21 protein-coding genes and 1 pseudogene are annotated in these 22,570 nt (G+C 35.8%); 18 read left to right on the forward strand and 4 right to left on the reverse strand.

The genetic code is table 11. The annotated features are described in order from the left end of the window. Positions 1-2: 2 nt before the first annotated feature. The 4 genes from BM253_RS06180 to BM253_RS06195 form a co-directional block, all read right to left on the reverse strand. Positions 3-2,225 carry a cation:proton antiporter domain-containing protein gene (locus tag BM253_RS06180; protein WP_091520832.1) on the reverse strand — a complete coding sequence of 741 codons (2,223 nt, stop codon included), beginning with the start codon at positions 2,223-2,225 and terminating at the stop codon, positions 3-5. A gap of 128 nt (positions 2,226-2,353) precedes the next feature. Continuing rightward, the gene (locus BM253_RS06185; protein ID WP_091520835.1) at positions 2,354-3,733 is read right to left on the reverse strand and encodes a DUF5689 domain-containing protein; all 1,380 of its coding nucleotides are present in this window, start codon (positions 3,731-3,733) and stop codon (positions 2,354-2,356) included. 10 nt (positions 3,734-3,743) lie between these two features. Further along, on the reverse strand, positions 3,744-4,346 hold the full coding sequence (locus tag BM253_RS06190) for a hypothetical protein (protein ID WP_091520839.1): 603 nt from the start codon (positions 4,344-4,346) through the stop codon (positions 3,744-3,746). A gap of 13 nt (positions 4,347-4,359) precedes the next feature. Beyond that, complete coding sequence (locus tag BM253_RS06195; RefSeq protein ID WP_091520843.1) at positions 4,360-7,146, reverse strand: carboxypeptidase-like regulatory domain-containing protein; 2,787 nt, start codon at positions 7,144-7,146, stop codon at positions 4,360-4,362. A 139-nt stretch (positions 7,147-7,285) separates the two neighbouring features. On the opposite strand from BM253_RS06195, the gene BM253_RS06200 reads away from it, so the two are divergent. The 18 genes and pseudogenes from BM253_RS06200 (at position 7,286) to BM253_RS17175 (ending at position 22,569) form a co-directional block, all read left to right on the forward strand. Further along, entirely contained in the window at positions 7,286-8,356 is a 1,071-nt protein-coding gene (locus BM253_RS06200; protein ID WP_091521091.1) for an endonuclease/exonuclease/phosphatase family protein, read from the forward strand. Positions 8,357-8,560: 204 nt separating this feature from the next. After that, on the forward strand, positions 8,561-10,027 hold the full coding sequence (locus BM253_RS06205; RefSeq protein ID WP_091520847.1) for a PSP1 domain-containing protein: 1,467 nt from the start codon (positions 8,561-8,563) through the stop codon (positions 10,025-10,027). Continuing rightward, the gene (locus tag BM253_RS06210) at positions 10,011-10,502 is read left to right on the forward strand and encodes a gliding motility lipoprotein GldH (RefSeq protein WP_091520850.1); all 492 of its coding nucleotides are present in this window, start codon (positions 10,011-10,013) and stop codon (positions 10,500-10,502) included. The genes BM253_RS06205 and BM253_RS06210 overlap by 17 nt, the downstream gene beginning before the upstream one ends. A 16-nt stretch (positions 10,503-10,518) precedes the next feature. Then, on the forward strand, positions 10,519-12,861 hold the full coding sequence (locus BM253_RS06215; protein WP_091520853.1) for a penicillin-binding protein 1A: 2,343 nt from the start codon (positions 10,519-10,521) through the stop codon (positions 12,859-12,861). A gap of 69 nt (positions 12,862-12,930) precedes the next feature. Continuing rightward, positions 12,931-13,632 carry a CoA transferase subunit A gene (locus BM253_RS06220; RefSeq protein ID WP_091520857.1) on the forward strand — a complete coding sequence of 234 codons (702 nt, stop codon included), beginning with the start codon at positions 12,931-12,933 and terminating at the stop codon, positions 13,630-13,632. A 2-nt stretch (positions 13,633-13,634) separates the two neighbouring features. Further along, the gene (locus tag BM253_RS06225) at positions 13,635-14,291 is read left to right on the forward strand and encodes a CoA transferase subunit B (RefSeq protein WP_091520861.1); all 657 of its coding nucleotides are present in this window, start codon (positions 13,635-13,637) and stop codon (positions 14,289-14,291) included. Between the two features lie 15 nt (positions 14,292-14,306). After that, on the forward strand, positions 14,307-15,563 hold the full coding sequence (locus BM253_RS06230; protein ID WP_091520865.1) for an AI-2E family transporter: 1,257 nt from the start codon (positions 14,307-14,309) through the stop codon (positions 15,561-15,563). Between the two features lie 78 nt (positions 15,564-15,641). After that, on the forward strand, positions 15,642-16,811 hold the full coding sequence (locus tag BM253_RS06235) for a class I SAM-dependent rRNA methyltransferase (RefSeq protein ID WP_091520868.1): 1,170 nt from the start codon (positions 15,642-15,644) through the stop codon (positions 16,809-16,811). A gap of 167 nt (positions 16,812-16,978) precedes the next feature. Beyond that, a complete protein-coding gene (locus BM253_RS06240) occupies positions 16,979-17,458 on the forward strand; it encodes a hypothetical protein (protein ID WP_091520871.1) in 480 nt (159 codons plus the stop codon). Positions 17,459-17,585: 127 nt separating this feature from the next. Next, positions 17,586-18,443, forward strand: a complete 858-nt coding sequence (locus BM253_RS06245) for a tetratricopeptide repeat protein (RefSeq protein WP_091520875.1) — start codon at positions 17,586-17,588, stop codon at positions 18,441-18,443. Positions 18,444-18,488: 45 nt separating this feature from the next. After that, positions 18,489-18,806, forward strand: coding sequence for a hypothetical protein (locus tag BM253_RS06250; protein WP_091520880.1), 318 nt, complete (start codon positions 18,489-18,491; stop codon positions 18,804-18,806). A gap of 329 nt (positions 18,807-19,135) precedes the next feature. After that, entirely contained in the window at positions 19,136-19,699 is a 564-nt protein-coding gene (locus BM253_RS06255) for a hypothetical protein (RefSeq protein WP_143095595.1), read from the forward strand. A gap of 284 nt (positions 19,700-19,983) precedes the next feature. Further along, entirely contained in the window at positions 19,984-20,283 is a 300-nt protein-coding gene (locus BM253_RS06265) for a hypothetical protein (RefSeq protein ID WP_091520890.1), read from the forward strand. 4 nt (positions 20,284-20,287) lie between these two features. Beyond that, positions 20,288-21,103, forward strand: coding sequence for a hypothetical protein (locus BM253_RS06270; protein WP_143095596.1), 816 nt, complete (start codon positions 20,288-20,290; stop codon positions 21,101-21,103). A 154-nt stretch (positions 21,104-21,257) separates the two neighbouring features. Beyond that, positions 21,258-21,854, forward strand: coding sequence for a hypothetical protein (locus tag BM253_RS06275; protein ID WP_091520897.1), 597 nt, complete (start codon positions 21,258-21,260; stop codon positions 21,852-21,854). Continuing rightward, entirely contained in the window at positions 21,851-22,366 is a 516-nt protein-coding gene (locus tag BM253_RS06280) for a hypothetical protein (protein WP_091520901.1), read from the forward strand. The genes BM253_RS06275 and BM253_RS06280 overlap by 4 nt, the downstream gene beginning before the upstream one ends. Then, a pseudogene (locus tag BM253_RS17665) lies at positions 22,363-22,419 on the forward strand (hypothetical protein); the annotation flags it as partial. The gene BM253_RS06280 and the pseudogene BM253_RS17665, both read left to right, overlap by 4 nt. Positions 22,420-22,422: 3 nt before the next feature. Then, positions 22,423-22,569 (forward strand): toxin-antitoxin system YwqK family antitoxin, encoded by a 147-nt coding sequence (locus BM253_RS17175; protein ID WP_143095597.1) that lies wholly within the window; start codon positions 22,423-22,425, stop codon positions 22,567-22,569. Position 22,570: the final 1 nt, after the last annotated feature.

Below are 22,570 nucleotides of genomic sequence, written 5' to 3' on the forward strand. Positions count from 1 at the left end.
ATTTATTTTGAAAATAAAGCGGTAATTTTCTTTTTATCGCCTACGAGCCATAAAATATCGCCTTTTTGTAAGGTAAATGTAGGCTGCGGATTTAAAATGCGCTCGCCGTTGCGTTCAATTCCGGCAATTATACTGTTGCTGTTTTCGCGAATTTTACTTTCGCGAATCGATATTCCGTTCAAGGCTTCATTAGTCAGTTCAAAACCTTTCAGTACAATTTCGGTATGGTAATCCACAGATCCCACCAACGACTTATCAACAAAAAGCTCAAAATCTTTCACCTGCTCGTCGGTTCCAATCACATATAGAATATCTTTCGGGAAAATTTTTTCGTCTTTATCAGGAATATTAATCACCAAATCGCCACGTTTAATAATGGCAATATTTACGCCTAGTTCTTCACGTACTTTTAATTCATTCAAGGTTTTTCCAGCGATTAGTGATTCCTGCGGAATTTCAAAAGTAGTCATGTGTCCGTCCCAAGGCGTTAAATCACTTTTGTTTCTAATAGCTTCGGATCTCTCTCTATCATTAAAATTCTCGATAAACTGATGAAGGATCTTTCCGTACATCGCCTGAATCCTCTTTGGAAATAAAACGGCAAATGCAATTAAAACTGCCAATACAATTACGCCTGTTAACGGATTAATCAGTTCGTTAATCATTATAAAAACAATGACAATGCACAGCAAAATTCTAAACAAGGCAATTAAAATAAGTGGTGTGATATTTTTACTGTCGGTTTTTAACTGATTTAACGACTGCACTGCGACTCTTTGTAACGCCAACGCATACAAGAAAGGCAGAAACGCCACTACAGTTAAAAATATGTACAGATAATAGGTAAACGCACCATTAGATAATGGAATTAAATAGTAAATACTTACGAAAACAATGCCCGCAATAATTACCGAATGAATTATGATGTGCGATGCAACGCCGGAAATATATTTTTGCCAGTGATTTGTTTGATGGATGGTTTGCGTTGTAGCCGAATAATTGTCTAATTTATCTTCCCATTTTTTAGGAAGGATGATTTTTAATTGATTGTATACTTTTAAGGAATTTTTAATGAAAAACGGAGTAGTAAAAGTGGTAATTGCCGAAACTGCAACTACAATAGGGTAGAGGAAACCGCTTGTTACACCCAATGTCATACCCAAAGTGGCGATGATAAATGAGAATTCGCCAATTTGAGCCAAACTCATTCCTGCCTGAACCGACTGTTTCAACGGTTGCCCCGAAATTAAGGTACCCATTGTAGTGGCAATTGTTTTTCCGAAAATGGTTACAATGGTAATAATTACTACGGGAAAAGCATATTCTTGCAGCGTATCTAAATTAATAAGCATACCAACAGATACAAAGAAAACCGCACCGAATAAATCTTTTACGGGCTTCACTAAATGTTCAATTTGTTCTGCTTTGGTTGTTTCTGCAATGATCGATCCCATAATGAAAGCACCTAATGCTGGTGAAAAACCTGCGGCTGTTGCCAAAATAACCATCATTAAGCATAATGCCAGTGATACAATCAATGTGGTTTCTTCGGTCAACAGATTTTTGGTTCTTTTAAGTAATGTAGGGATGAAAAAGATTCCTGCCAAAAACCAAAGCATTAAAAAGAATGCCAGTTTAAAGATCGATTCCATTAGTTCAACTCCCGAAAATTGTTGTGATACGGCAATGGTTGAGAGTAAAACCATCAGTAAAATCGCTACGATATCTTCTACAATCAGTGTTCCGAAAACTACGCCGGCAAATTTCTGGGTTTTAACACCCAATTCATCAAATGCCCGTAGAATGATGGTTGTGGACGACATGGAAAGAATCGCACCTAAAAAAATACTGTCGATAAAATTCCAGCCGAGCAATTTTCCTGTAGTAAAACCCACAATAATCATGGTAATGATTTGAACAGCGGCGGTCATACTGGCGGATCCACCAACTTTAACGAGCTTTTTAAAACTAAATTCAAGTCCTAAACTAAAAAGTAAAAAGATTACACCAATTTCTGCCCAAACCTCTACGTTTCCCATATCTTGAACGGTGGGAAATAACGGAAAATGCGGACCTGCCAAAAATCCGGCAATTAAATAACCTAAAACCAAAGGCTGCTTTATCTTTTTAAAGATCAAAACAGCAACTCCGGCAGTCATTAAGATCAAACCTAAATCGGAAATTAACGGATATAAATGATGTGAGGTTTCTACAGCTGCTGGCATAAAAATGGAGCGAAAATTTGTTTCTAAATATACAAAAAAGCGGTGTTGAAAATGAACAAAATTTCGATTGTAAATAAAAAAAAGCTGCTTTCATAGAAAACAGCTTTTAAAGTTTAATGGTGTATGTTTTATTGAATTTCGATATTATCGATATGCAGATTGTATGCAGCGTTGCTTCCCACTTTTAAAGCGAAAAGATCACCTGTTGTACTCTTGTTTATATCAACATCTGCAATATTCAACGTTACCTTAACCCATTTGTTGCTGGTATCAATAGTTCCGGTGTAATTATTTGTTCCGTTACCAGAATCATTAAGCACAGCCTTGTTTAATGTAATCGCCAAACTGTTTAAGTTAGATACGTTAAATACATCATAACCCGAAGTACCACGATAAACGTTGATCGATAACGATTTAGCAGACGTTCCTTTAACCCAAAACGTAATTTTTGTTGGTGTTGCCGGAATGTTACCTTTAGCAGAAGCCAATACCGTAAATACGTAATCGTTTGCAGTTGGCGTTCCGTTAAGATGCATAGAATTTGTTCCTAAAGCACCTGTACCCATACCTTGAACGGCATACGGTTTTAATCCGAAACTGTTTAATGAAGCTGTAAAGTTTGCCCAGTTTTCAAAATCGGCTGTTGTAAACAATAAGTTTGTTGGTGCTGTAGGCTCTTCACCTTCTCCCGGGTCAACTCCGATTCTGTCTTCTGTTAATTGGATATCATTGAATGTACGTGCCATAAACTGATAATCGCTGTTGAACTTTGTAAGAACTCCACGGATTTTTCCGCTGTTTTTTGGTACAACTCTCGATGCAAACTTTGCAAATTCACTTGTTCTAAAGATCATTGTTCCTGTAGGATCAACAATATTGTGGTTAGTAGCACCACCTAAAACATTTGATGGATCGTAATAGGTTTTATCAACCGCATTGTCTGCGAACTGCACTTTATCAATTTCAACCAAGGTGTTAATGTAGTTGTCGTTTTTAAGATCAGCCAACGTAATGGTTTTCATTAATTGTGTTTCAGGAACAACATCTGCCGAAGCAAATACTTTTTTGTAGAAATCTTGCGGACGCATTCTACCAACGCTTGTTTCCTGGTAAAGATCGCCTAAAACCAAAGATCCGTGTACAATTGAAAAATACATATCTTTTAAATAGATATACACTTTACGCCCCGGAGCGATATCGTTGCTGATGTTGTACATATCAACCGAAATAGAAAAACCTTTGGTTCCTTCTAAATTTTGCAATGATACCGATTTGTAAAACGTTCCGCCTTCATCGCTTGATGATACATAGGCTTCTAAAATATCCTCTTCAGTATATTGTTGCACCGTAGTATTAGCTTTGGCGTACAATTCTTCTAAGGTAATTGTAGCTGTAGCGTTGTGGTATTTAATTTCCGGTGTAGAAACATCGTCGCTGTTTGCACAACTTGTTGTTACTAATGTTGCAACCAATGCTAAGGCTGCAAACGTATATTTTAATGCTTTCATTTCTTAAAAATTAAAAAACTTTAATATTATCTACTTCATAAGTTCCATCGTATCTACCATCAGTACCACTTCCGGTAGCTCTAAAAGCAATTTTAATTTTTCCTTTAAATTGTGATAGATTTACAATTCCAGAGTTTACCCATGTAAAATTTGGAACATTTAACTGTGGCTTTCTAAAATGTAATTTAACTGTGTCAGCGTTGCTTTCAGTTATATTATGCAATACGTACAATTCTAATTTATTGTTTAATGTATCGGTAACAAAACCTTGCGTTGATGTAAATGTTAAGCGTTTTAGATTGGCTTTATCAATATCAAGTTCGTTAGATGTTACCCAAGTATCGTTTTCTGCTTCTTTTGGATTGTCGAATGCAGAAAAGTATAAATAGCTGTTATTTCTAAAGGTTGCAAACGTCCACTTTTTTGTACCTTTTACTGCGGTGGTGCCCCATGTGTTTTGTGGATTTTCTCCTTTAGTGTGCCATTCGAAATCATCAGAAAAAATAGCTGGACTATAAGTTGGTAATTCCTGTTCGTCTTCTGGTGAACATGCTGCAAATAAGCCGGTTAAAGTTAATACAGCTATTGGGAATATGTGTTTTAATATTTTCATATCACGCTTTTAATTAAAAGTTGATGTATAAATTTAAGAAATAAGTTCTACCGAAACCATAGAAATATTTAGGACCAAAAGTGCGGGTTCCGCTTGCGTGATCCATTAATAATTCGCGGTAGTTGGCGTTACGTGCTTGTTCAAAACCACCTGTTTTGTATTCTAAACCTAACACGTTGTTTACAGATGCAAAGAAACCAAAGGTTTTACCGTTAATTCTCCACGATTTTCCACCTTGAAGGTTTACCAAGAAAATATCGTCTAACTTTTCTTGTTTTAACAAACGTTTAGCTGTATCGGTATCCATATCGCTGAATGCTGCACCACCCTGACCAGGTTCTGCAAAGAAATTGTTTGTACGTAACAAAGGCGAAATATCTAAATAAATATCCGTTAAAAAGTTTGCATTTGCACCAATCCACCAGTAGTTCGGGTCGCGGTATTCAATACCTAACGAATAAGCTTGTTGTGGCGTTCCTGCAACACGGTAGTTTTTAATATAACTTGTTCCGTAGTTTACCATTGGGCTTAATCCACTTTCACGACGACCATCAACATTCAAATAAACATTTGCGTTGTCTGAATAAATTGCCTGACCATAGTTTGCGGCAGCAGTCAATTTTATTGTTTTAGTTGCTTGATATTCTGCACCTAATTCAATACCCATGCTTTGTTTGCTGATTCCGCGCGTAATTTCTGCTACGAAATCGCTGCTTGTTTCATCGTCCATTTCTATATCGATACCATCAGCATAGAAGAACGATGTTCTTGTAGCGTCTTTAATTTCATTGAAATAAGCACCAATACGTCCTTTTAATTTTGGTGTACGGATAATGTAATTGATATCAGATCCAAAAATTTTCTCATCGGTTAATCCGTTTACTGTTGCATCACTGATACGAACGTTTGAATAGCTGTTACGTATTGATGGCGCTTGTGTGTAATAACTTGCATTGAAGTTAAAGATATGCTGACCTGTTAATTTATAAGTCGCTCCTCCTTTGAATCCGTAGTTTTCAAAAGATAATTTTTGACCTTTTCCAAAAGATGAATCTGCGTATAATGCGTTTCTGTACAATCCTTCACGTTGGTATTCTGTGTAGGATGCATTTTGACCTAAATAAAAATCGAATTTACCAAAGTTGAATTGAAACTGTGTAAACAAATCAACCACGTTTGCACGCATAATATAGTTGTAACCATATTTATCGCCTTCGTAAATTTTACGGTTTGGGTTGTTTAAATCAGAAGCCGAAAATTCTTCTTTTAAGAATGTATCGTTATCAATTAAATAACCACCACCCAATAAATCAAGCATTTCCTGGTAGCTTTCTGAACGTAAATTACGGTAGGTTAAACCTGCATTAAATCCAACTACATTAGAAATTTGTGTATTAAACAAAGTATTCGCTGTTAATTGGTTGTCTTGCATAACATCGGCATACAACGCGTTTACCGCATAACCTTTGTTTGCATTTTGAAGGTATAAACGATCCCAGTTAATTTGAGAATTAGCTAAGAAATCTTGTCTGTTACGTTCTGCATTATTGAAATCTGGAGTCCAAATTGGAGAGCTTCCATCTGTATTGTGGAAATTCAAATAATAACTTGGTAAGTTTTTGTAGTAAGTAGGATCAGGATTGTTTGCTCCGTTTGTTTCTAAACGACTGTTTGAAATCTTACCAAACTGATACGATACATTCGTGTTTAATGTCGATTTCTCGCTGATATCCCAATAGTGGCTCAATATAAAAATTGGTTCTTCTACGTCTTTATCACGAGAATTACGTTTTTTACCATCTTGCCAACCCCAATATGAGTTATACTTGTAGCCTTTTAAATCTACAACCTCTTGTGTGTTAGGTCCGTTTTTACCACGGCTGTTTTGTGCGTAAATAGCAGACAAGTTTAAGCTGTGGTTGCTGTTGATTTTCTTTTCGATCGCCAAGAAAAACGATTTTGCATCGTAATCTGTTCCGTCAAAGAAACCTTCTTTCGCCATACGGTAAGAAGCCGATGCAGCATAAGCCCATCCATTTTTATTCATTCCCGAACCGTACGTAATCATTCCACGACCGCTGTAGTTAGTATTTGCACCAGAAAGTGAAACACGTGTTCCGGTACGCATAAAAGACGCACGAGTGTTTATTGCCTGAATACCTAAAATACCGCCAAAAGTATAATCGTTTGGCATTGAACCGTTGATAAACTCTTGGTTACGTGTAGCATCGTTTAATCCGCCCCAGTTAGAAAACTGCGGACGACCATCGAAAATCTTGTTCATAGAAATACCGTTTATAAAGATATTTCCATACTCATTGTCTAACCCTCTAATTCTGAATCGGGCTTGTCCCCAGTTAAAAGCTGCCGCCTGACGGAAAGGGTCACGCGATGCTTGTAATAATCCCGATGTAGTTTCAGATCCCGAGTTGTCATCGCCCAAATCATTTTCGGTAAGGGTAATTAAGCTCAATTGCTGTTCTGCAGTTAAATCTTCTTCCAGATAAATCGTACCTAAATCGATATCTGCTTCGGTAGTTATATCCAAAGTAAATCGTTTTTGAACATAACCTGTAAAGTTAATGTAAAGCACCTGACTGCCCGGCGTAGGGTTTGCAATTTCAAATTCACCTTGCTGGTTTGTAGTAGCCGATAAATTTGTGTTGGATAAATTTGCCGTTACATTAAATAGGGGTTGCTGTGTTTTAGCATCAACAACAACTCCTCGTAACGCTGTACTTTGTGCCCAAGTTGTTAGGGTAATTAGTACTAAAAGAGTACTAAAGAGTAATTTTTTCATAAAAACAAAAAATAAAACTATATAATTTTTGTCAAGTTTTAAACTAAACTTAACATGGCGCAAAGGTAGTTATTTTATAAATATTAACTAATTTTGCCCTCAGGTTTATTAAAAACTTTATAATAACTTAATAATGGGCATGAAAATTAAACTTTTATCAATACTGGCATTCTTTGCAGGTACAGTATTTGCACAGTCTCAGCAGAAATCTTATGCAGTACACACGGTAGCTTTTTATAACGTTGAAAACTTGTTTGATACCATTCGCGACGAGAAAATTTATGATGAAGAATGGACGCCGAAGGGTGCACGTAGCTGGGATGGAAAAAAGTATCAGCAAAAATTAGAAAATTTAAGTAGAGTTATAGCCGAAATTGGTACAGATGAAAACACGAACATGCCGACAATTTTAGGTGTCAGCGAAATTGAAAACCGTAAAGTTTTGGAAGATCTGGTAAATATGCCAAAACTGAAAAAAGCGAATTACGGAATCATTCATTACGATTCTCCGGACCGCCGTGGTATTGATGTGGCTCTTTTTTATCAAACCAAACATTTTAAGCCAACAAGTTCTAAAAATATTCCTTTATATATTTATGATCCAACCGATACTAAATATAAAGACAGTAACAATGGCAAAGGAAAACGCGTTTACACACGTGATCAATTATTGGTTACCGGTTTGCTAGATGGCGAAGAAATGCACTTTATTGTAAACCACTGGCCGTCACGTTCGGGTGGCGAGAAAAAAAGTAGTCCAAACCGTGAGGCTGCGGCAGCGTTGAACAAAAAAATTATTGATTCGTTATACAACATCAACCCAAATGCTAAAGTTTTTACAATGGGTGATTTAAACGACGGGCCTTATAATAAATCGGTAAAAGATGTTTTAGAAGCAAAAGGCAAAAAAGACGATGTGAAGAAAGGCGGAATTTTTAACCCGATGTATCAATTGTATAAAGAAGGTCACGGTACAATTGCTTACCGCGATGCCTGGGATATTTTCGATCAGATTATTTTTACAGAACCACTTTTAAGCAAAGATTATTCAAGCTTCCGTTATTGGAAGGTAGGAATTTTCAACAAACCGTTTTTAGTACAGAAATCAGGTCAGTATAAAGGTTATCCGTTGCGAAACCAATTAAGCGGCGAACCGGGATTTAGTGATCACTTTCCCGTTTATATTTATTTGATTAAAGAGAAACAATAAAAATAAAGCTGCCTTTTGGCAGCTTTAATTTTTTATAAAGACATCCCCATTAATTAAAATTGTCACTTTTTTAATTTTTTACTTATCTTAGATTTTGGTAAAATGCTATAAAACGTTAACACGTTATTATGCGCAACGAAAATATAGTATCTTTACACAAATTTTTTATTAATTAATATACACAACGCAAGTTGTTCAATATATATGGCATGTACAAATTGTTCTACTAAAACAAACGATTCTGGCATTCCAAAAGGTTGTGGTAGCAAAGGTTCTTGTGGAACCGACAGTTGCAATAAGTTAAGTGTGTTCGATTGGTTGTCGAACATGCACTATCCTTCGGGATTTGAACCTTTTGATGTAGTTGAAGTTCGTTTTAAAAACGGTAGAAAAGACTTTTATAAAAATACTGATAAACTGGCATTGCAAATGGGCGATGTGGTTGCAACCGAGGCAAGTCCCGGGCATGATATCGGAGTGGTAACTTTAGTCGGCGAGTTGGTTAAAGTGCAAATGAAGAAAAAGAAGGTAGATCCGTATGGTGATACCCTAAAAATATACAGAAAAGCAACGCAGAAAGATATCGACATTTGGAGTGATGCCCGCAAGCGCGAAGAACCAATGAAAGTTCGTGCTCGTGAAATTGCTATTGAATTAAAACTGGAAATGAAAATTTCCGATATCGAATTTCAAGGCGATGCTTCTAAAGCCACTTTTTATTATACGGCGAACGATCGTGTAGATTTCCGTCAGTTGATTAAAGAATTTGCCCGTACATTCAATACCCGTATCGAAATGAAACAGGTAGGTTTCCGTCAAGAAGCTGCTCGTTTAGGCGGTATAGGATCTTGTGGTCGCGAATTGTGTTGTTCTACCTGGTTAACCGATTTTCGAAGTGTAAATACGGCAGCAGCGCGTTATCAGCAGTTGTCGTTGAATCCGCAAAAATTGGCTGGTCAATGTGGTAAGTTGAAGTGTTGTTTGAATTATGAATTAGATACGTATTTGGATGCATTAAAAGGAATGCCCGATACAGATACTAAATTACAAACAAAAAACGGAGAAGCATATTGCCAAAAGATCGATATTTTCAAACAAGTTATGTGGTTTGCTTATCCATCAAACAGCGCAAACTGGTATAAGATCGAAGTCCCGCAGGTTAAAGAAATATTGGCTTTAAACAAGCAAGGACAAGTTATTGACAGTATTGAAGATTATGTTGCGGAAGATGAAAATACTGTTTCTGTTCAAAATGTAGCAACTACAGAAGACAGTTTATCGCGATTTGACGAACCTAAGCGAAGAAGAAAACCACAGCGCAACAACAAGAAAAAACCGGTAGGCAATACAGTAGAAAAACCGGCTGCAAGCACAGCAACCGATGTTAAAAGAGCCCCACGTTCAAACGAAAATGCTTCAAGACAACCACAAGGTCAGTCAAAGCAACAAAATAATCGTTCGCCAAAAAGCAATCAGCCAAGAGTTCATAATAATCAGAACAATCAAAATAATCAAACCGAAAAGCCAAAACCGGCTGTTCAAAATAACGCACCTGTAAAATCAAACGAAGAAGGTGCCAGTAAAAATCAGGCTCGGAAGAAGAATTTTAAACGACCTAATAAAAACAACGGAAACAACCCAAACAGTAAACCAAATGATAACAAACAATAAAAGAAATCTCTTTAAATTTGTTGCCTTATCAACAGTAATGGCATTTACAGCTTGTACTACGACCGATTTTTTTAACGAATACAAATCATTGCCAGACGGTTGGAAAAAAAGCGAACCTACTGTTTTTGATTTTGAATCGTTAGATACCATAACAAAGCACGATGCGTACATAAATATTCGTACAAAAAGCGATTATCCGTACAGTAACCTGTTTTTAATCGTAAAAATGTTTCCGCCCGAAGGTAACGCTACGGTTGATACGTTGCAGTATCAAATGGCGAATGCAGACGGAACTATGTTGGGAACCGGTTTTACCGATGTGAAAGAACACAAGCTTATCTGGCGAAAAAAAGTGGTGTTTAAAAAGCAGGGAGTTTACAAAATTGAAGTGGAACACGCCATGCGAAAAGTAAATGAAGTAAAAGGCGATGCAGTTTTAAACGGTATTACCGAAATTGGTTTACAAGTACAATAATTATTCATAAGACATTATGGAAAAAATAGAAGATTCTAAAAAGAAGGAACTATCTACAAACAGAAAATTTCTGCGTTTATTTTGGAAATTGTTCGGTGCAGGTGTTGCCTTTGTTATATTGATTTTTGCCTTTGCCAATTGGGGAATTTTTGGTGCGATGCCAAGTTTCGATGAATTGGAAAATCCGGAATCAAGTGTAGCTACAGAAATTATATCGGCAGACGGAAAAACCCTTGGTAAATTTTACCTTGAAAACCGCGTGCCTGTTAAGTACGAAGAATTACCGCAACATTTGGTTGATGCGTTGATTGCTACCGAAGATGAGCGTTTCCGTTCGCATTCTGGTATCGATGCCCGTGGAACCATGCGTGCTATTTTCAGCGCCGGATCAAGCGGGGGTGCAAGTACCATTAGCCAGCAGTTGGCAAAAAACTTATTTCACGGAAGTTCGGGTTCAAGCAACAAGCTTTTTCGTGTAATTCAAAAAGTAAAAGAGTGGATTATTGCCGTAAAATTAGAGCGTCAGTACACCAAAAACGAAATCATTGCTTATTATCTAAACACGGTAGATTTTGTTAGTAATGCTTATGGTATCCGTTCGGCGGCGAACATCTATTTCAATAAAGAACCTAAAAAACTAACGGTTGAAGAGGCTGCTGTTTTGGTAGGAATGCTTCAGGCACCTTCTCGTTACAATCCGCGTTTTAATCCGGATCGAGCAGAAAACCGTAGAAACATTGTTTTGGCGCAAATGGCTAAGAACGGTAAAATTACCGAAGCCGAAAAAGAAAAATATCAGGCAAAGCCTTTAAAAATCAACTATACACCAGAGACGCACACAAAAGGTTACGCAACGTATTTTAGAGAATATTTGCGCGATTATATGCGTAAATGGGTAAAAGAAAATCCTAAAAAAGATGGATCAACGTATGATATTTACCGCGATGGTTTGCGTATTTATACCACAATTGATTCCCGTATGCAGGAATACGCCGAAGAAGCGGTAGAAATGCACTTGGCTAATTTGCAGAAAGAATTCTTTAAGCAGCAAAAAGGCAATAAAAATGCACCTTTCATTCAGATCAATCAGGCAGAAACTAAGAAGATCATCGATCGTGCAATGCGTAATTCAGAGCGTTGGCGACAAATGAGTGCCCAAGGTAAAGAAGAGGAAGATATCATTAAATCGTTCGATGTTAAAACCAAAATGGCGATTTTTACCTGGAAAGGCGAAAAAGATACGTTAATGACACCGCGCGATTCTATTGTTTACTACAAACATTTCTTACAATCGGGTATGATGTCTATGGAACCGGTTACAGGGAATGTAAAAGCTTGGGTAGGAGGGATCGATTACAAACATTTCCAGTACGATCACGTTGCTCAAGGGGCACGTCAGGTTGGATCTACCTTTAAGCCGTTTGTGTACGCAACAGCTATAGATCAATTGGGAATGAGTCCTTGCGATTATATTTACGACGGACCTTTTACCATGCCTAAAGGACGCTATGGAATTCAACAACCATGGTCGCCTAAAAACTCGGCAGGTAAATATTACGGTTCGGTAACAATGAAATATGCTTTGGCGCAATCGTTAAACACTGTTACGGCTCGTTTAATGGATCGTGTGGGCCCAAAAGCGGTAATCGATTTATGTAGAGATTTAGGTGTAAAATCAGATATTCCGGCTTCTCCGGCAATTGCGTTGGGGGCTGTTGAAATCACGGTGAGCGATATGGTTGCGGCTTACAGTACGTTTGCAAATCAAGGAGTTTATGTTAAGCCACGTTTTGTAAATAAAATTACAGATAAAAACGGAGTTGTTTTGTTTGAATCAAGAGCCGAAACGCGCGATGTTATGAATAAAGACATTGCCTACGCAATTGTTAAATTGTTAGAAGGAGTTACCGAAGGTGGATCAGGTGGGCGTTTGCGTTACACAGGTTCAGGTGGAGCGGGTTATCATACCATGACAGGTTATCCGTATGCGTTTAAAAATCCTATTGCAGGTAAAACGGGTACCACACAGAACAATTCAGACGGATGGTTCATTGGTATGGTTCCAAATTTGGTTACCGGTGTTTGGGTTGGTAACGAAGATCGTGCAGCACACTTTAAATCAACCGTTTACGGACAAGGAGCAACAATGGCTTTGCCAATTTGGGGTATCTTTATGAAAAAATGTTATGGCGATAAAACGCTGTATGTTTCCGATGAAGATTTTGAACGTCCTGCAAACATAAGTGTGTTGGTTGATTGCTGGAAACGTGCTGCAAATGATTCGGTTATTGGCGGAAGCAGCAAAAGAGATAGTTTAGCACCACCAACAGAAACTGTTCCTACGGAATTTGATTTTTAATATTTAAACGACTTCTTTTTTTGAAGTCGTTTTTTTTATATTTTTATACTCTTAACAATCTAAATAATTATGATTAATAAAAAGGTTGCGAATGCGCAAGAAGCATTACACGATGTGCAAGATAATCAAACCATTATGGTGGGCGGATTTGGATTAAGCGGTATCCCCGAAAATTCAATTGCCGAATTGGTTCGTAAAAACATTACGGGTTTAACCTGTATTTCTAATAACGCAGGTGTTGATGATTTTGGTCTGGGATTACTATTGCAAAAACGTCAGATAAAAAAAATGATCGCCTCTTATGTAGGTGAAAATGCCGAATTTGAACGCCAGATGTTAAGTGGCGAATTAGATGTTGAATTAACACCGCAAGGTACATTGGCAGAAAAATGTCGTGCTGCACAAGCAGGTATTCCTGCATTTTTTACACCGGCTGGTTACGGAACCGAAGTTGCCGAAGGTAAAGAAACACGCGAATTCAACGGAAAAATGTATGTAATGGAAGAAGCCTACCAAGCCGATTTTGCTATTGTAAAAGCATGGAAAGGTGACGAAGCCGGAAACTTGATTTTCAAAGGAACTACACGCAGTTTTAACGCAGTTATGGCTGGTGCAGGTAAAATCACCATTGCCGAAGTAGAAGAACTGTTACCGGTAGGTGCATTAGATCCGAACCAAATCCATATTCCGGGAATTTATGTGAAGCGTATTTTTCAAGGCGAAAAGTATGAGAAAAGAATTGAACAACGAACGGTACGTAAAAGAGATTAATTATGGCATTAGATAAAATAGGTATTGCAAAGCGCATAGCCAAAGAGTTACAAGACGGATTTTATGTAAACTTGGGAATTGGTATTCCAACCTTGGTTGCAAATTATATTCCCGAAGGAATGAACGTAGAATTTCAGTCAGAAAACGGCGTTTTAGGTATGGGACCTTTTCCTTTTGAAGGCGATGAAGATGCAGATCTAATCAACGCTGGCAAACAAACCATCACCACATTACCAGGTGCATCATTTTTTGATTCGGCTATGAGTTTCGGAATGATTCGTTCACAACATGTAGATTTAACCATTTTAGGAGCTATGGAAGTTTCTGAAAACGGAGATATCGCTAACTGGAAAATCCCTGGAAAAATGGTAAAAGGTATGGGCGGTGCTATGGATTTAGTAGCCTCGGCAGAAAATATCATTGTTGCCATGATGCACGTTAACAAAGCAGGCGAATCTAAAATATTAAAAAAATGTACCTTGCCTTTAACAGGTGTTGGCTGTGTTAAAAAAGTGGTGACCGAATTGGCTTTAATGGAAATTACTCCAAACGGTTTTAAATTGTTAGAACGTGCTCCGGGTGTATCGGTAGAAGAAATCATTAAAGCAACAGAAGCTGAATTAATCATTGAAGGAACGATTCCTGAAATGAGTATCTAAAAAAATAAATTGGCTATGAAAAACGAAAATTTAGAAAGATATAATGATTTAGCTATAGCCGATCCATCCGATCAAAAAAAGAAAGTACCATTTGTAGTACGTTTGGCGTGTGTTTTAATCAGCTTAATAGCTATATTTTATATTTGTATTGCCGGTAAACCTGTGTTGGTGCCGTTGGTTATTGGTTTTTTGGTATCGATGTTGCTGCTGCCGCTGTCGAATTTTCAAGAAAAAAAACTGAAATTTCCGCGTATAGTATCTTCATTGTTATCTGCCATAGTGTTTACTTTGGCGGTAATTGCCGTGTTTTATTTTATTGGAACACAAATGGCTCGGTTCACGGAAGATCTGCCGGAATTTCAACAACAAATTGAAAAATTGGTTCACGAAGCACAAGTTTATGTGTACGATAAATTTGGCGTATCAGAACAAGAGCAAATAAATTATATCGAAAAAAATGCCGAAGATTTCCTTAAGCGCGGATCTGGCGTGCTGGGTACCGCAGTTACATCGTTAACTTCTGTGCTGGCATCGGCAATGTTCACTTTTTTAGGAATCTTTTTCTTTTTACTGTACCGCAGTCATTTGGTTAAATTCTTAATATGGTGTTTTCCGCCACAAGATCAAATCAAAGTAAAAGAAGTAATTACCGAAATTCAAAGCATCATAAAACAATACATTTTTGGTTTAATGATACAGGTAGTTGCGGTTTCGGGCTTAATGTTTATTGCGTATTCAATCATTGGTATTAGGTATGCGTTATTGTTTGCGGTGCTGTGCGGAGTGTTAAATTTAATACCTTACATTGGTGTTTTTATAGCTACTATTTTGGCAGCAATTGTAACATTGGCAACAGGCGAACCTATACAGGCACTTTGGGTAATTGTTGCAGTTTTGGTTGTAAATTCAATCGACGGAAACATTATCACACCAAAAATCATTGGTTCTAAAGTAGCATTAAACTCGTTCGTAGTACTGTTTGGAATTGTAATTGCAGAATCGATCTGGGGAATTGCCGGAATGTTTTTAGCAATTCCTGTTTTGGCGATCTTTAAAATTATTTTCGATAATGTAGAAGGCTTACGCCCGTACGGTTTTGTTTTAGGCGAAGATACTGCACCCACACCGTTATTTGAAAAATATTACAACAGATATATTTACCGTAAAAAACCAAAAGACGAAGATTTACCAAAAGTGTTGCAAACAGAAGAGCAGAACCACGAAGAAGGAAAAACATCTGATTCTGATAAAGAAGAAAAAGATCAAACTTAAACATAAAATCCATCATTGCGATGGATTTTTTTACGCCTAAAAACACGAGATTGTTTTACTTTTGTAAAAAATAATTAAATGGAATTTGCAAAGGTTATATTAAAGCAAGGTAAAGAAAAGTCAATTTTACGTAAGCATCCTTGGGTTTTTAGTGGTGCCGTTTATGGTGTAAGTGATGCGTTGGAAGACGGACAAATGGTTGATGTTACTACGTACAATGGCGATCATTTGGCAACAGGTTTTTACAGCAATAAAGGAAGCATCGTTGTACGCATATTAACTTTTAAAGGCGAAGTTTTTACTGATGGTTTTTGGGAAAACCGATTAAAAGCTGCATGGAATTTACGTTTAAAACTTTTTAATATTGAAGAAACCAATGCGTTTAGATTGATTCATGGCGAAGGCGATGAAATCCCGGGTTTGATTATCGATTATTACAACAAAAACTTCGTGGTTCAGGCACATTCTACAGGGATTTACTTGAACATGAAGAAAATCGCCGAAGCCATACAAAAATGTTTTCCTGATTATTGCGAAACCATTTATTGCAAAAGTGCCAACACCCTTCCAAATACCGGAACCGATTTTCATTTATACGGAACCGCTGCCGAAACAGTGGCGAAAGAAAACAACATTCAGTTTCATGTAAATTGGGTTGAAGGACAAAAAACTGGTTTCTTTTTAGATCAACGTGAAAACAGAAAGCTATTAGAAAGATATTCAAGCGGAAAAAAAGTGTTGAATACTTTTTGCTACACCGGCGGTTTTTCTATTTACGCCATGAATGCTGGTGCCAATTTGGTTACCTCTGTTGATATATCTGATAAAGCCGTGAAATTGGCTGCGCAAAATATGGAGTTGAACTTTCCGGGAAGTAATCATCAGGCAGTAGCATCAGATGTTTTTGAATTTTTAAAAGAAAATAAAAACCAATACGAAGTTATTGTTTTAGATCCGCCTGCATTTGCCAAAAACATCAAAAGCAAACATACTGCAACTCAAGCGTACAAGCGCTTAAACGTTGCCGGTTTAAAAACCATTACAAAAGGCGGTTTTCTATTTACTTTTTCGTGTTCGCAGGTTATAGATGAGGTACTTTTTTACAATACTGTGGCAGCTGCAGCAATAGAATCGGGTAGAAAAGTACGTGTATTGCACAAACTTTCGCAAGGTCCAGATCATCCTGTGAATATGTTCCACCCAGAAGGATCTTACCTTAAAGGTTTGGTTTTATATGTGGAAGAATAATCAATTTGATAATAAAATGATAAAACTCGCACGAATATAGTTTCAGTGCGAGTTTTGTTTTTTAATGTGTAGAACAAGTTCGTCATTCTGCCTATAAAAAGTTCTACAAATACTTTTTTAAACGCATCATAATTTTGTACTGTTTACTATTTAGAAAAAATTAAATTATGAAAAAGATCTTTTCAATGTTAGCATTAAGTGCTATTGCAGTTACAGTTGCATCATGTTCAGATGATGATAAGTCGGCACCGTCAGAACAAAACCAGTTAGTTGGAAAATGGGATTACATAGAAGAATTAGCTTTGGATGCTAATGGTAATGTGGTTTCAACTTATTCTGATGATAATGGAGTTTGTCCGCACGATACTTTTGAATTTAAATCAGGAGGTATTTTGCAGAATATAGATTACAATCGTAGTAACAATGCAAGCGAATGTAGCGGAGATACCATAAACGGAATTTGGAATGTTACAGGAAACACATTTAAGTTGGCATTGGGTGAAGGCGAAGATTTTGAAGACAGTTTTGAAATTAAAAAACTTACAGCTGATGCTTTTGAAATTCAAAGACCCTTAACAAGAGAAGAAGCAGAAGATTACGAACTAAATGTAGTTGCATTAAAATTTGTATTTAAAAAAGTTAAATAACACTTATTACATTCGGGCTTGGTTTTTACTTAAGCCCGTATTATTTTAAATAACTAATGGCTGTAAAATGAATAATACTCTAAATGTAGTTGATTGAAATAAGTTATTTTAGCATAAAGAAATCAGTATGAATATAATATATAGAAAATATAAAGCAACTAAATTGTTTCTTTTTATTATCATTGCGTTATTTGTTACTAACATCGGCTATAATCAAAATAATATTGTTATAGAAACTGATCCTGTGAAAATAGCAAAGATTGAAGAGTACTTAAAAAACATTGAAGTCACATTAATTCATGATCCTCAAGCAGGAGCTTTATACATCAAAAAGGCAAGTCTGCTTACAGCGCTGGGTAAATATGAAGAAGCAAAAACTAACCTAACTAAAGCTATTATCCTCAATCCTGACCCTGCGGCATTATTTTTTATCTATTATAGAAGAGGTGATCTAAATTACAAATTGGAGCTGTTTGAAGAAAGTATTGCCGATTTTTCTAGATCAATCGAATTACAGCCAAAATATGAATGGGCATATTTAGACAGGGGGATGGCTTTAGCAGATACAGGAAAAATGGCTGAAGCAGAAACAGATTTTCTCAAAGCACTGGAGTTAAAACCCGATTGGGGAGATGCTTTCTACTGTCTTGGTATATGTTACCAGGATCAGGCAAAACCAGAAAAAGCAATGGATTATTTTAAGTTGGCAGTAAAAGATACCGATAATCAGTTATTATTTAAAGATAAAGCCTACAACAATATTGGAATATTATACAATCATCAGAAAAAATACAGTGAAAGTATACCTTATTTCGATAAGGCTATTGAGTTAAATCCCAACTATTCTTTAGCATACATCAATCGTGCCGTCGCTAAGCATCAATTTAATGATACAGAGGGCGTATGTTCAGATTTGCAAAGAGCGATTGAGCTTGGTCGTGAAGATGTAAAAAGGGAATATAAAAAATATTGTAACCCCAATTAATATAAAGATTCACATTTATATTGGGCATCATATTTATTTTGTAGATTGAAGAATAATAGAAAAAAATACAAAAAATGGCTCATTGCATTGATGATACCTTTTCCCATCTATTTTATTTGGGGTTGTTTCGGTTTTGCTGGAGCCTGGATTCCGGGAAAGTACGATGCGGATAAAAATGAATATCACATATTTTGGGGGTTGGGCGAAGTGTTGAGCGATTGCGAAAGAGGAAATTGCAGAATAGCATTTTATACACCACCGTTTTTTAATTTTAAACATGGACTGATTGACACAACAGGTTTTGTAGTCATTCCATTTTCATATAATTATACTGAAAATCCTTATCGATACAATCCTAATTAAATTTTTGCCAGAGGTAGTAATGGAAAACAAGGTGTCATCAATCGGAAAAATGAAATAGTTGTTCCTTTTGAATACGACCGTCAAATAAGAAAAGAGAAAACGAAAGAAAACCAAATCAATCTAATTTCTCCAACGGAGATTTTGCTTTATCAAAAGGAGAAAATTTTGCATTGTTTGATAGTTTGGGAAAACAGATTCTTCCTTCGGAATATTCGAAAATAAATCTGATTTGGAATCGTGAAAACAAAAGACAATACATCTTAGCAGACAAAGGAACTTACTGTTATTTCGTTTTAAATAACGGTAAGAAAGTAAAACATGATTTCATCATGGAAAAAGCATATTTATTTAATCATGAACGGAAAGATGTTTTTGTTCAGGGTGTACAATCCAAAGATTTGGACCGAAATCTTTGGACAATAGAAACCTATTCTAAAAATCCCTGCCGCATCCCAAATCCCGATACAAGAATAATCATCAACAATATGAAAAACCTGCCTATTTATCAAGGTTTGTTTGACAGTTTGGGGCAAGCTGTTCTGTCTTTGGAATACGACAATATAACATTTGGGAAAAATACGGATTATGCCATTGCATCAAAAGAAAAAAGGGTTGGTGTTTATGATATTGTGAACAAAAAATGGATAATCCCGGTGAGATACGAAGAGGTTTGCGGCATCAATTCCGAACTTCCGTTATATAAAGCATGGATTAACAAAGAAAAACACAAAGTTGATTATTACGATTACAGTGGAAACTTGATTTTATCGTCGGATATTTTTATTCAGAGTTTCAATTATCAAGATGGAAAGATTTTGTTCTACAAAAATGGAAATACTTATAAGATGTATTACAACAAAGAAAAACAAAAAATCACTTGGTACAAACTATGAGAGCAAAGAAATGGATAATCCTTATTCTTGTGGCAACTGTTTCTTTTTTAATTGGTAGCTACATAGAGAAAATTTATGGATTCGACCCGCCTTATATTTACTTCTATACAGGTTTTGTAATGAAGTTCGTTGCTATATTAGTAGGGATAATTGCCACGCTGCTTTTAGTAATTAATATTATTAAGCAAAAATAATAACTCTCCATACACACTAATAATTTCTGTTCTAGTTAGCTAAAGTCAAATAAAATAACAGAAAAATATTCACTTAACCTATACATAATTATGAAAAAAACAGCCCTTATTTTATTGATTTATTTTGCCGTTTATTTGCTGATTATCATTGTTAATTGGATAGGCATTTACTTACCCCAGTCTCGCACTGGCGTTGCAGAAGGAGCATCGGGATTAGGCAGAAATATTGCATCACTTTTTTTCGGGGTATGCAGTTTTATTACTCTTGTTAGTGGAGTATGGAGTTTTTATTTATTCAAAAACCCTCAATTTATCAGTGCGGTACAAATAGTTATACTTGTTGTATTAGCGGTTTTCAGTGTTGGTCTGTTGCTTTATATCTTTGGTTAATATTATGAAAAAGATGACATACATTATTGCAGGAATATTGGCGCTTATTATTTTAATAATCGTAGACAGCGATGCTAGTAGAGCAAAAACAAATGTCTTTGTAACTAACCTCTTCCATGACTCAAAAATACCTGATGAATATAAACATTATAAAGACATAGACACCGAAGAAACCATCGTATCGGACAAGTATGAAATGAAAATGATTTTTGATGATCACTATTATTTTTATCCTTTAGGATATATCGTCACACCACAAAATAATATTACCATTTTGGAAAAGAGCCGTCTAAAAAACCAACCTTTTACCTTGACTTTTTATGAATACGATGAAAATGGTAATCTATCAGATACTTTGGTACGTCCTCTTGAAGACCATAACGAGCAATACGAGGAAGCTGCTTATCGAACTAAAATCAATAAACCGGAGTTTAAAATAACCCCACGCCATTTCCAAAAAACAAAAAAGGTAGCAATTTACGGCGGCGGAGGCGGATACGGAAACGGTTCGGGAAGACATTCTACACAATGGATAGGAGAATTGTTTTTTGATGTGATTTTAAACGAAGAAACTTTACACTTAAAACAAAGCTTTCTCTTGTCTGAAACTGCCGATAAATTAAAAGAATTTATAATAGACGAAAAATCTATCGGAGGTACTTTAGCAAGGTATCATACCTATTCGGACGGAAAATCAGAACATATTAAAATTGATGGAGAAGCTGTTCAAAACATTTCTTATTCTTGCTACGATTTCCAGAATTATCAACTTTTTAAGATAAATGAAGGTGGAAGACTTTATATGATTAAAAAGAAATAAAAAAGTATAATCGCACAATATATTTTCTTAAAACGAGTTGATTACCAGATGGATATGAAATATTTTCAAAATAAAACAGGTTTTTCAATTGAATATTAGCAAAAATAAAATGCTTTGGGTTTGAAAAGTTAATTGAACAAAACAACATCAATAAATGAAAAAATATTTTCTATACATACTCGCTACATTTTGTTGTACAAATGTATTTACACAAGAAAAGCTTGTAAAAGACATTGATTTTGATAGTATAAACGATACAATATATTTTGATAAAGACAATAGATTAATTATCAGTCAATTGTCCTCTATAAATTTTAAACCAGTGCATAGTTTACCAATTGACGGATTAGAATACGCTGATAATTATTACATAAAAGAAAGCAAAAACGGATTTGAATTTGCGATTGAATTTGGGCGTTATGGCGTGGCGAGTCAATTTAAATATGAGAAAAGAACAAAACGTATACGCCTGATAGGAATGCGACGTCGTGAAAGTGATATAAATTGGTACGGAGCAAACGGCTCTTCCAGTGTAAATCTACTTACCAATAAATACATAGGTAATTGGCAGTATAATGACAAAGAACAAAGCGAACAATGGGTAGAAATGCCCGTTATTAAAAGTAAAATGTATTTTTTTAAAACGTATCTCGAAGATTTTGATGAAACGGTTTATAACGATTATGACAACAGATGTACTTCACTTTTCGTGAAGTATAAAAACATACATAAAGATAAATTTAAAAAATGAAAAAAATAATACGTTTCACTTTGCTTTTAATTTCAAGTTGCGCATCAGCACAGTTAAAAACTGAACTTGAAGGGAAAACTTTTATAACAAAGATTGGATCTGTATGCGAAGAAACCAATGTCCCTGATGCTTGTGCAGGATACAATACTTATTTCGAGATAACTTTTAATGAACAAAATGCCATTATTTTTGAAAAAGGAATTAGCAGTTGCAAAGAACTACGTTATAGCAACACTTATACTACAGAATGGATGTTTGAAGAGCAAAATAAAATTATCTTAAAAAATGTAGAACCACATTATGATGACGGACAAAAAATATTCGTTGACAATATTTTAATTTTTGAAGACAATAAACTTACCGCAAAACCAGAAAATAAATATTACGGTGAATATGTTTTTGAAATATTACCCCAAAAAAGCAAAAATCAGGACGAGAAAAGTAAACTCAAAGATTTGCTTGCCATGCAACAATTAAAAGAAATAGGAAGAATGAATGTGGCGACCGCATAGGCAAGTGGAAATTTTATTATCCGAATGGGAAATTATACTCAAAAGGTAATTTTGGAATGTCTGGTGAATGGATTGGACGGTGGAAATTTTATCATAAAAATAAAAAATTAAAAGCTAATGGAAATTATGAAGATGGAAACAAAATAGGCGAATGGAAATATTATGATGAACAAGGCAACCTAATAAAAACAGAAAAATATTGAT

Source organism: Paenimyroides ummariense (assembly GCF_900115115.1).
Classification (GTDB): Bacteria; Bacteroidota; Bacteroidia; order Flavobacteriales; family Flavobacteriaceae; genus Flavobacterium; species Flavobacterium ummariense.

Excerpts from the sequence above, each read along its gene's own strand:
- BM253_RS06210 (WP_091520850.1), top strand. The coding sequence starts at position 10,011 with ATGATAACAAACAATAAAAGAAATCTCTTTAAATTTGTTGCCTTATCA.
- BM253_RS06265 (WP_091520890.1), top strand. The coding sequence starts at position 19,984 with ATGAAAAAAACAGCCCTTATTTTATTGATTTATTTTGCCGTTTATTTG.
- BM253_RS17175 (WP_143095597.1), top strand. The coding sequence starts at position 22,423 with ATGTCTGGTGAATGGATTGGACGGTGGAAATTTTATCATAAAAATAAA.
- BM253_RS06240 (WP_091520871.1), top strand. The coding sequence starts at position 16,979 with ATGAAAAAGATCTTTTCAATGTTAGCATTAAGTGCTATTGCAGTTACA.
- BM253_RS06190 (WP_091520839.1), bottom strand. The coding sequence starts at position 4,346 with ATGAAAATATTAAAACACATATTCCCAATAGCTGTATTAACTTTAACC.
- BM253_RS06200 (WP_091521091.1), top strand. The coding sequence starts at position 7,286 with ATGAAAATTAAACTTTTATCAATACTGGCATTCTTTGCAGGTACAGTA.
- BM253_RS06230 (WP_091520865.1), top strand. The coding sequence starts at position 14,307 with ATGAAAAACGAAAATTTAGAAAGATATAATGATTTAGCTATAGCCGAT.
- BM253_RS06255 (WP_143095595.1), top strand. The coding sequence starts at position 19,136 with ATGGAAAAAGCATATTTATTTAATCATGAACGGAAAGATGTTTTTGTT.
- BM253_RS06180 (WP_091520832.1), bottom strand. The coding sequence starts at position 2,225 with ATGCCAGCAGCTGTAGAAACCTCACATCATTTATATCCGTTAATTTCC.
- BM253_RS06280 (WP_091520901.1), top strand. The coding sequence starts at position 21,851 with ATGAAAAAAATAATACGTTTCACTTTGCTTTTAATTTCAAGTTGCGCA.
- BM253_RS06220 (WP_091520857.1), top strand. The coding sequence starts at position 12,931 with ATGATTAATAAAAAGGTTGCGAATGCGCAAGAAGCATTACACGATGTG.
- BM253_RS06195 (WP_091520843.1), bottom strand. The coding sequence starts at position 7,146 with ATGAAAAAATTACTCTTTAGTACTCTTTTAGTACTAATTACCCTAACA.
- BM253_RS06275 (WP_091520897.1), top strand. The coding sequence starts at position 21,258 with ATGAAAAAATATTTTCTATACATACTCGCTACATTTTGTTGTACAAAT.
- BM253_RS06270 (WP_143095596.1), top strand. The coding sequence starts at position 20,288 with ATGAAAAAGATGACATACATTATTGCAGGAATATTGGCGCTTATTATT.
- BM253_RS06225 (WP_091520861.1), top strand. The coding sequence starts at position 13,635 with ATGGCATTAGATAAAATAGGTATTGCAAAGCGCATAGCCAAAGAGTTA.
- BM253_RS06205 (WP_091520847.1), top strand. The coding sequence starts at position 8,561 with ATGGCATGTACAAATTGTTCTACTAAAACAAACGATTCTGGCATTCCA.
- BM253_RS06235 (WP_091520868.1), top strand. The coding sequence starts at position 15,642 with ATGGAATTTGCAAAGGTTATATTAAAGCAAGGTAAAGAAAAGTCAATT.
- BM253_RS06185 (WP_091520835.1), bottom strand. The coding sequence starts at position 3,733 with ATGAAAGCATTAAAATATACGTTTGCAGCCTTAGCATTGGTTGCAACA.
- BM253_RS06215 (WP_091520853.1), top strand. The coding sequence starts at position 10,519 with ATGGAAAAAATAGAAGATTCTAAAAAGAAGGAACTATCTACAAACAGA.
- BM253_RS06245 (WP_091520875.1), top strand. The coding sequence starts at position 17,586 with ATGAATATAATATATAGAAAATATAAAGCAACTAAATTGTTTCTTTTT.